This is a genomic window from Ideonella sp. A 288, assembly GCF_002198735.1.
Taxonomy (GTDB): domain Bacteria; phylum Pseudomonadota; class Gammaproteobacteria; order Burkholderiales; family Burkholderiaceae_C; genus Pseudaquabacterium.
This window is the reverse complement of the sequence record NZ_MWLO01000153.1, coordinates 63,713-72,846: the sequence shown is the minus strand read 5'-3', so window position 1 is coordinate 72,846 and position 9,134 is coordinate 63,713. Positions and strand designations below refer to the sequence as shown.

At 73.1% G+C, this 9,134-nt stretch carries 7 protein-coding genes; 3 read left to right on the top strand and 4 right to left on the bottom strand.

Annotated elements, in window-relative coordinates:
* Positions 1-36: 36 nt before the first annotated feature.
* From EOINJALH_RS26910 to EOINJALH_RS26900, 3 genes are all read left to right on the top strand, one after another.
* Positions 37-1,431, top strand: coding sequence for a DEAD/DEAH box helicase (locus EOINJALH_RS26910; protein ID WP_088286030.1), 1,395 nt, complete (start codon positions 37-39; stop codon positions 1,429-1,431).
* A 56-nt stretch (positions 1,432-1,487) separates the two neighbouring features.
* On the top strand, positions 1,488-3,089 hold the full coding sequence (locus EOINJALH_RS26905) for an MFS transporter (RefSeq protein ID WP_088286028.1): 1,602 nt from the start codon (positions 1,488-1,490) through the stop codon (positions 3,087-3,089).
* A gap of 272 nt (positions 3,090-3,361) precedes the next feature.
* Positions 3,362-5,467: a methyl-accepting chemotaxis protein gene (locus tag EOINJALH_RS26900; protein ID WP_158219907.1), complete on the top strand. Its 2,106-nt coding sequence runs from the start codon at positions 3,362-3,364 to the stop codon at positions 5,465-5,467.
* Positions 5,468-5,501: 34 nt separating this feature from the next.
* Here EOINJALH_RS26900 and EOINJALH_RS26895 read toward each other — a convergent pair whose 3' ends face one another.
* The 4 genes from EOINJALH_RS26895 to EOINJALH_RS26880 form a co-directional block, all read right to left on the bottom strand.
* The gene (locus EOINJALH_RS26895; RefSeq protein WP_088286024.1) at positions 5,502-6,305 is read right to left on the bottom strand and encodes a crotonase/enoyl-CoA hydratase family protein; all 804 of its coding nucleotides are present in this window, start codon (positions 6,303-6,305) and stop codon (positions 5,502-5,504) included.
* Positions 6,302-7,396 carry an acyl-CoA dehydrogenase family protein gene (locus EOINJALH_RS26890; protein ID WP_088286022.1) on the bottom strand — a complete coding sequence of 365 codons (1,095 nt, stop codon included), beginning with the start codon at positions 7,394-7,396 and terminating at the stop codon, positions 6,302-6,304. The genes EOINJALH_RS26895 and EOINJALH_RS26890 overlap by 4 nt, the downstream gene beginning before the upstream one ends.
* 7 nt (positions 7,397-7,403) lie before the next feature.
* The gene (locus tag EOINJALH_RS26885) at positions 7,404-8,573 is read right to left on the bottom strand and encodes an acyl-CoA dehydrogenase family protein (protein WP_088286020.1); all 1,170 of its coding nucleotides are present in this window, start codon (positions 8,571-8,573) and stop codon (positions 7,404-7,406) included.
* 130 nt (positions 8,574-8,703) lie between these two features.
* Positions 8,704-9,114: a DUF302 domain-containing protein gene (locus tag EOINJALH_RS26880; protein ID WP_088286018.1), complete on the bottom strand. Its 411-nt coding sequence runs from the start codon at positions 9,112-9,114 to the stop codon at positions 8,704-8,706.
* Positions 9,115-9,134 lie beyond the last annotated feature (20 nt).

The following is a 9,134-nucleotide window of genomic DNA, read 5'->3' as shown; positions in this document are numbered from 1 at the left end:
TCCGGGGGTGGGTTGGCAGCGGCTATCCTGCCCGACATGACCGATCTTCCTCGCACGCCCCCCGCCACACCGCCGCTGGCCGCCGGCTTTGCGCCGCTGGGCCTGTCGCCAGGGCTGGTGCGGGCCGCGGCGGCGGCCGGCTGGGCCACGCCCACGGCCATCCAGGCGCAGGCGGTGCCGGCGGTGCTGCAGGGCCGCGACCTGCTGGCGCTGGCGCCCACTGGCTCGGGCAAGACGGCGGCCTTCGTGCTGCCGCTGCTGCAGCGGCTGGTGTCGGTGCCTGGCCTGCAAAATGAGCGACCACACCGCCTGCGCGGCCTGATCCTGTCGCCCACGCGAGAGCTGGCACTGCAAACCGCCGCCGCCGTGCGCGCGCTGGCCCCCGACCTGGTGGTGCGCCTGGCCATCGGCGGCGTGTCGGTCAACCCGCAGATGATGGCGTTGCGCGGCGGCGCCCACCTGGTGCTGGCCACGCCGGGCCGGCTGCTCGACCTGGTGGAGCGGAACGCGTTGCGCCTGTCCGACGTGGCCACGCTGGTGCTCGACGAGGCCGACCGCCTGCTCGAACTGGGCTTTGCCGACGAACTGGCCCGGGTGCTGGCGCTGCTGCCGGCGCAGCGCCAGACCTTGATGTTCTCGGCGACGATGCCCGACGCGGTGGCGGCGCTGGCCGACCGGCTGCTTCGCGATCCGTTGCGCCTGCGCGCCGACGAAGGCCGTGGCGACGATCCTGATGGTGAGCAAAGTGAGCGCACGGCCGACGGCCCAGGGGCGGCATCCGGCATCGTCCAGCGCGCCATCGAGGTCGACACCGCCGGCCGCACGCCGCTGCTGCGCCACCTGATCGCGCACGGCCACTGGTCGCGCGTGCTGGTGTTCGTGGCCACGCAGTACGGGGCCGAGCACGTGGCCGACAAGCTCGGCCGCGCCGGGCTGAAGGCCGCAGCGCTGCATGGCCAGCAAAGCGCCGGCCGCCGCGCCCAGGTGCTGGCCGATTTCCATGCCCGCCGGCTGCAGGTGCTGGTGGCCACCGACCTGGCCGCGCGCGGCCTGGACGTGGCCAAGCTGCCGGTGGTCGTCAACTACGACCTGCCGCGCTCGGCGGTGGACCATGCGCACCGCATCGGCCGCACCGGGCGCGCCGGCGAGCCCGGCCTGGCGGTGAGCTTCCTGTGCGCCGACGCCCCGGGTGCCGAGCCGCACTTCCGCCTGATCGAGAAGCGCCAGCAGCAGCGCGTGCCGCGCGAACGGGTGCCCGGTTTCGAGCCCGCGCCGCGCGCGATGGCGCCCGAGGGGTGCGCCTCGGCCCCCGACCCCACGGCCCCGGCCGGTGCCGACCCGCACGGCGGCATCAAGGGCCACCGCAAGAGCCGCAAGGACAAGCTGCGCGAGGCTGCCGCAGCCGCCGCGGCACGCGCCGCGCGACGCTGAACCGGTCCGGCCCCAGCACCGGCTCGTCTGCGACCCCCTCCGTACACTGCCCCGCCATGCCCGTTCCCGTCGCCCTCGCGCCGCTGCAAGCCCCGGTCTTCCGTGGCCTGTGGTTCGCCTGGCTGGCCGCGAACATGACGATGTGGATGAACGACGTGGCGGCCGCCTGGCTGATGACCTCGCTCACCACCAGCCCGGTGATGGTGGCCCTGGTGCAGACGGCGTCCACGCTGCCGGTGTTCCTGCTCGGCATCCCCAGCGGCGCCATGGCCGACATCGTCGACCGCCGCCGCTACTTTGCCGCCACGCAGCTGTGGGTGTCGGTCACCGCGCTGGTGCTGGCCGGGCTGTCGCTGGCCGGTGCGCTGACGGCGCCGCTGCTGCTGGCGCTGACCTTCGTCAACGGCGTAGGGCTGGCGATGCGCTGGCCGGTGTTCGCGGCCATCGTGCCGCAGATCGTGCCGCGTGCCGAGCTGCCGGCGGCGCTGGCGCTGAACGGCATCGCGATGAACCTGTCGCGGGTCATCGGCCCGGTGGTGGCCGGCGCGCTGATCTCGCTGGTCAGCCCGGCGGCGGTGTTCGTGCTGAATGCGCTGCTGGCCGCCGGCGCGATGGTGCTGATCCTGCGCTGGCGCTCGGTGCGCGCCGAGAGCCCGCTGCCCGGCGAGCGCTTCGTTGGCGCGATGCGCGCGGGCCTGGCCTTCACGATGCAGTCGCCGCGCCTGAAGGTGGTGCTGCTGCGCATCTTCCTGTACTTCGTGCAGGTGTCGGGCCTGATGGCGCTGCTGCCGCTGGTGGCCCGCCAGCTGCACGGCGGCGGGCCGGCCACCTTCACGGTGATGCTGTCCTGCGTGGGGGCCGGGGCCATCGTGGCGGCCCTGTACTTTCCGCGTTGGCGTGCGCGCTTCGGCCGCGATCAGTTCGTGCTGTGGGGCACGCTGGTGCATGCGGCGCTCAGCACGCTGATCGTGCTGGTGCCCGAGATCTGGGTGGCGCTGCCGGCGATGTTCGTGGCCGGCATGGCCTGGATCTCGGTGGCCAATTCGCTCACCGTGGCGGCCCAGACGGTGCTGCCCGACTGGGTGCGTGCGCGTGGCATGTCGGTGTACCAGATGGCGCTGATGGGCGGCTCGGCCGCCGGCTCGGTGCTGTGGGGCCAGGTGGCCAGCCTCAGCTCGGTGCGCTGGGCGGTGGTCGGCGCGGCCTTGTTCGGCGTCGCCATGCTCGTGCTCACCCGGCGCTTCAGCATCGAGGGCGGTGCAGACCTGGATTACTCGCCCGCGTCGGTGGGTTCGCTGCCCGAGCCGGCCGTGCCCATCGGCCCTGAGGAAGGGCCGGTGATGGTGACGCTCGAGTACCTGATCGACCCGGCCCGCGCCGCCGAGTTTGCCGCGGTGATGCAGCGCACGCGGCGGGCGCGCCTGCGCCAGGGGGCGCTGTCGTGGGGCCTGTTCCGCGACGCAGCGCACGCAGGCCGCTACATCGAGTACTTCGTCGACGAGAACTGGGTCGAGCACCAGCGCCGGCTCGAGCGCTTCACCGCCTTCGACGCCGACCTGCGCATGCAGCGCCTGGCCTTCCACCTCGGCGACGAGCCGCCGCTGCTGCGGCGCTACGTGGCCGATGCCCTGAGCCCGGCGCCAGACGGGCTCATCTAGACCGGCGGCCCGGCGCCAGACGGGCTCGTCTAGACCGGCGGCCCGGCGCCAGACGGGCTCGTCTAGGCAGGCGGCCCGGCGCCCGACGGGCTCGTCCAGAGATGCAGCCCGGCGCCCGACGGGCTGGTGTGACCATGTGGCCGCGGCTGGCGCCGCGACCGCTCGCCGGCCGATTTGTCGGGGCATCGGCCCCATGTTCGGGCGATTGGCGGGGCCGGCGCCTGCCTATCGTGGGGCCCGAAGGAATTCTTCTGCCCCAACGCGCCGAGCCGATGACCTCCAGCCCCTCCGCACCCATTGCGCCCGCGTGGCGCTGGTCGTCCGCCGGCGCGTCCAGCCCCATCCGATGGCCATGGTTGCTGGCCATGGCCGCCCTGGCCGTGGCCGTGCTGGGCGCGCTGGTGGTCTGGCGCCTGGTGCAACGCCAGGAGCAGGAGCGGCAGTTCATCCGCAGCCACGTGACCACAGTCGTGGAGCCCCGGCGCCGCGACATCGAGCACCTGTTCAACGACGTCTACCAGAGCGTGCGCACGATCTCGCTGCTGCCCAGCGTGCGCCAGATCGCCGGTGGCAACCGCGCCGACGACAAGCAGGATGTGGTGGCCAGCGGCCGCTTCACCCAAGAGGGCCGCGAGACGGTGCAGCAGATCTACAACAACCTGCGCGCCGACGTCAACGTGTCCGAGGTCTACGCGGTGCTGAAGGACCTGGACCCCGACAAGGGCCAGGTGCCGTTCTTCATGTTCGACGACCTGAGGTTCGCCGGCCGCCCGGCGCCGCCGAAGGCGCCTGCGCTGCCCGATGCGCCCGAGCCCTCGGAAGAGGCCGAGTACGCGTACTTCAAGATCCAGATGGCAGCGGCCAGCCAGGCGCACGGCCGCTTCGACTTCGCCGGCATGGACGACATTCCGGTCTACGCCTCACCGCTGATGCGCACCTGCGACAACGCGCAGTACCTGTCGAAGTCGAGCGGCAACGAGCGCGAGACCCACGGCATGCTGCTCTCGGTGCCCTTCTACGGCGCGACAGACCTGCAGTTCAAGGGCGTGATCTCGGCCATCGTGCGCGCCAATGTCCTGGAGGCGGCCCTGGTGGGGGTGAAGCAGGTGCCGGTGACCGACGAGGACGTGGCGGCCATGGCGCGCAGCGGCGCGGCGATGCCCGCGGCGGCGAACTTCATGCTGACCAACGCCGGCCATGGCGTGCGCATCCACGACCGCCGCAGCGCCGACCTGCCGGCCCGGCTGGCGCAGGGCGAGCCGGGGCGCAACAGCTTCCGTGTCGAGGTCGACGCCAAGGCCGACCACCCGTGGGTGCTGGAATACCACCTGCCAGAAGCCGTGATCCAGGCGGCCCTGGCCGATTCCGACCGCGCCTTCACCATCCTGCTGGCCGGGGTGACGGGCGTGCTCGTGGCCACCATGGTCCTGCTGGTGCAACTGCACAACATACGCGTCGCGGTGGGCGAGGTCGGCAGCGTCTTCGCCGCACTGTCGCACGGTGTCTTCACGCACCGTGTCGGCGGCCAGCTCAGGGGCGCCCTGCGCCAGCTGAAGCTGGATTCCGACCAGGCCATCGACTGCCTGAACCGCATCGTGCACCGCATCCGCGCGGCCAGCCACAGCCTGCATGGCTCGGCCAACGAGATCGCGCTGGAGAGCACCGACATCAGCCGCCACACCAGCGAGCAGGTGGCCGACCTGAATGAAGCCGCCAGCACCCTGGCCACCTTGACCGGTGCCGTCAGGCTCGGTGCCGACCAGGCGGTGGAGGCCGACGCCCTGGTCCGCGCCGCCTCCACGGTGGCCGCCAGCTGCGGCGACCTGGTGGGCCGCGTGGTGGCGACGATGCAGACGATCGACGGCTCGTCGCGCCGCATCGCCGAGATCATCGCGGTCATCGACGGGATCGCCTTCCAGACCAACATCCTGGCGCTCAACGCCGCCGTCGAGGCCGCTCGCGCCGGCGAGCAGGGGCGCGGCTTCGCCGTGGTGGCGGGCGAGGTTCGCGCGCTGGCCCAGCGCACGGCGCAGGCGGCGCGCGAAGTCAAGGGCATCGTCGGCGACTCGGTCGACAAGGTGGCGGCCGGCACCGACCTGGTGGACCAGGCGGGGCGCTCGATGGATGATGTCGTCAAATCCATCCGGCGCGCGGCCGACCTGATGGGCGAGATCAGCCGCGCCGCGGCCAGCCAGTGCGAGGGCATCGGGCAGGTTAACGCGACCATCGACCGGCTGGAGCAGGCCACCCACCAGAACGCCGCGCTGGTGGCGCAGGCCGCAGCAGCGACACAGGGGCTGGAGGACCTGTCGCTTGGTCTGCGCGAGATGGTCGGCACGTTCCAGCTCGAGGCGCCGTCGGCGGCGAGCGAGCCCTGATCGCCCGCGGGCACCGCGGCGCTGTCGATCCGGTTCAACGGTCCGTGAACGACGGCGCGCGCTTGTCCAGGAAGGCGTTCACCGCTTCGAGGTGATCGCTGGTGTGGTGGGCCAGCGCCTGGTAGGCGGCCGACAGCTCCAGCAGCGAATCCAGCCGCATGTGCTGGCCCTCGCGCAGCAGGCGCTTGGTCAGGCGCAGCGCATGCGAGGGGTTGGCGGCGATGCGCCGGGCCAGCGCCTGCGCATGCGGCAGCAACTGCTCGGCCGACACCACCTCGGCCACCAGGCCGTACTCGAGCGCCTTGGCCGCGTCGATCATGTCGCCGGTGAAGGCCATCAGGCTGGCGCGCGGCAGGCCGATGACGCGCGGCAGCAACCAGGCGCCACCATCGCCCGGCACGATGCCCACCTTGACGAAGCTCTCGGCGAACAGCGCCTTGTCGCTGGCGATGCGGATGTCGCACATGCAGGTCAGGTCCAGCCCCGCGCCGATGGCCGGGCCGTTGACGGCGGCGATGATCGGCACGTCCAGCTCGTACAGCGCCAGCGGAATGCGCTGGATGGTGTCGCGGTAGCTGTCGCGCACCTCGCAGGGCGTGCCGGCGAAGATGCCGCCGCGGTCGCGCATGTCCTTCACGTTGCCGCCGGCGCAGAAGGCGCTGCCTTCGCCGGTCAGCACCATGGCCTTGACCGAGCGGTCGTGGCGCACCTGCCGGGCCAGCGCGACGAACTCGTCCATCTGCGCCAGGTCAGTCAGCGCATTGCGCGAGTCGGGCCGGTTCATGCGCACGGTGAGCACGGCGCCGTCGCGGTCGACGAGGAGGAAGGGCTGGGTCATGGGCGGTCGGGCTCCGTGGGGTCGGTGTCGAGGGGCAGGCCGGCGCCGCCGGCGGTGATGGACGTGAGGGTGGGCCACAGCGCCGCGGCGCCGCCGGCGCACACCGCGCGGCCCAGGCGCTGCGCCCAGTGCGTGGCATGGCCGAATTCGCTGCGCCACGACCACAGCCGCCGCGTGCAGCGGTGCAGTGCGTGCTCGTGGGTGAAGCCCATGGCGCCGTGTACCGCATGGGCGATGGCCGCGGCGGCGCCGGCGGCGTCGGCGCTGCACACCTTGGCGGCGGCGATGGGCCAGGCCGCGAAGCCGCTGGCGCCATCGGCCGACTCGGCGAAGGCGCACTCCGCCGCCACGGTGCAGGCCGCCGTGTGCTCGCACAGCACGGCGAGTTGGTGGGCGATGGCCTGGAAGGCGCCGATCGGCTTGCCGAACTGCACGCGCTCGGTGGCGTGGCGGGTGGACAGGTCGAGCACCCGCTGCAGCGCGCCGGCCGTCTGCGCGCTGCGCAGCAGGGCGCCGCCCAGCCACAGCAGGTCGGCCGGCAGGCCGGGTGGCAGCACAGCCGTCGCGTCGGGGGCGACGGCGTCGAAGTGCAGGTCGTCGCGAGGCTCGCCGGCGATGTTCTGCCGGCGCTCGAGGGTGGCCTGGCGGCGGTCCAGCAGCAGCAGCGTCGGCCGCGGCCCGCCGGCCACCGCCACCACCTGACCGACGTGGCGGCCCCAGGGGACGCCGTGCAACGTGCCGCTGGCGAGGCCATCATCGGACAGGCGCAGCTGGCCGCTCGCCGCCAGCCCCAGCGGCGCGTTCACCGCGGCGAGGCCGCAATGGCCCAGCACCGCGTTGGCCAGCATCGTCTCGGGCAGGGGGGCGGGCAGGGCGTGCGCCCCGGCGGCGCGCAGGACAACGAACAGGTCGGCCCAACTGGCGCCGGCACCGCCGCACGATTCGGGTGCGGCGGCCACGGCGAAGCCCGAGGTCTGCAGCGCGGCCCACAACCCGGTCGGCCATTCGCCCGCGTCGCAGGCGGCCCACACGGCCGGCGTCACCTGGTCGGCCAGCAGGCGCGAGAGGCTCGATTCGAAGAGTTCGCGCATGGTGCCCTCAGCGCAGGCCCAGGCCGCGGGCAATGATGCCGCGCAGGATCTCGCGCGTGCCGCCGCGCAGCGAGAACGACGGCGCCATCTGCGTCAGTGCGGCCAGCACCTGCGCGTGGTCGCTGCCGCCGCCCACCGTGGGCGGCTCGTCCAGCAGCGCCTGCGCCAGTTCGGGGACATCCTGCTCGAACACCGAGCCCAGGTCCTTCACGCAGGCCGCGGCCCAGGCCGGGTCGCGCCCGGCGGCCACCTCGGCGGTGACGGCCAGCGACATCTGCCGCAGCGTGAACAGGCGCGCCACCAGCCGGCCGATGTCGCGCGCCTGCAGCGAGTCGGGCCGGCGGCCCACCGCGTCGATCAGGGTGTGCAGCAGCGCCAGGCTGCTGAGCAGGCGCTCGGGCCCGCTGCGCTCGAGCGCCAGTTCGGCATTCACCTGCTGCCAGCCCTGGCCCGCGGTGCCGACCAGCGCGTCGTCGCCCAGCCGCACGCCGCCGAAGTGCACCTCGTTGAAGTGGTGGCCGCCGGCCAGGTCGCGCACGGGCCGCACGGTGATGCCCGGCGTCGACAGGTCGACGATGAACTGCGACAGGCCGTCGTGGCGCGCCGGCCGGCCATCGGCGCCGCGCGGCTCGCCGGTGCGCAGCACCGCGATCATGAAGTGCGACAGGTGCGCGTTGGTCGTCCACAGCTTGTGGCCGTCGATCACCCAGCCTTGGCCGTCGGGCGCGCGCCGCGCGGTGCTGCGGATCGAGGCCAGGTCCGAGCCGGAATCGGGCTCGCTCATGCCGATGCAGAAGTAGCGCTCGCCGCGGCAGATGGCCGGCAGGTGCGCCAGCCGTTGCGCCTCGGTGCCGAAGCGCAGGATCAGCGGCGCGCTCTGCCGGTCGGCGATCCAGTGCGCCGACACCGGCGCGCCGGCGGCCAGCAGTTCCTCGCTGACCACATAGCGCGCAAAAGCCGTGTCCTCGCGCCCGCCATAGCGCCGCGGCAGCGTGATGCCCAGCCAGCCGCGGCGGCCCAGTTCGCGGCTGAAGGCCGGGTCGACGCCCATCCACGAATCAGCGCGGCGCAGCGGTGGCCGGTCTTTCAGCGCCTCGGCCAGGAAGGTGCGCAACTCCGCCCGCAAGGCGTCCGCCTCGGGCGGCAGGCGCTGGTGGCGGAAGGCGGACAGGGGCATCGGGCCGTGCGGTGCGTGGGGCACGGCCAGTCTACGCCGTCACCCACCCCTGCCGCGGCCTGCCATCCGCCATCGATGCATCGGCACCGGGCCGTCGCGATCGGGCCCGTTCCAGGTCAGAGGGCGATGCTCACACGTTCCGGATCGCACTGCCCCCCAGGCCGATGCAGGCGCGGCGCAGGCGCTCTTCGGCGGCGTCGGCGACGACCCTGACTTCGGGCTGGCCGACCAGGCCGACCATGGTCTGCGGGTCGAGGAAGCCGACGACGACGTGGCCGGGCGACTCTTCGCGCACGATCACGTTGCAGGGCAGCAGCAGGCCGATGTCGGGCACCGCCTGCACGGCCTGGTGGGCCAGCGGCGGGTTGCAGGCGCCCAGGATGCGGTAGGGGCGCATCTCGGCGCCGAGCTTTTCCTTCATGGCCTTCTGCACGTCGATGTCGCTGAGGATGCCGAAGCCTTCGGCCTTCAGGGCGGCGGTGGTGCGGGCGATCGCCTCGTCGAAGGTGGTGCCGGACAGGGTGGTGGTGAATCCGTACATGGGGAACCTCGGGTGGGATG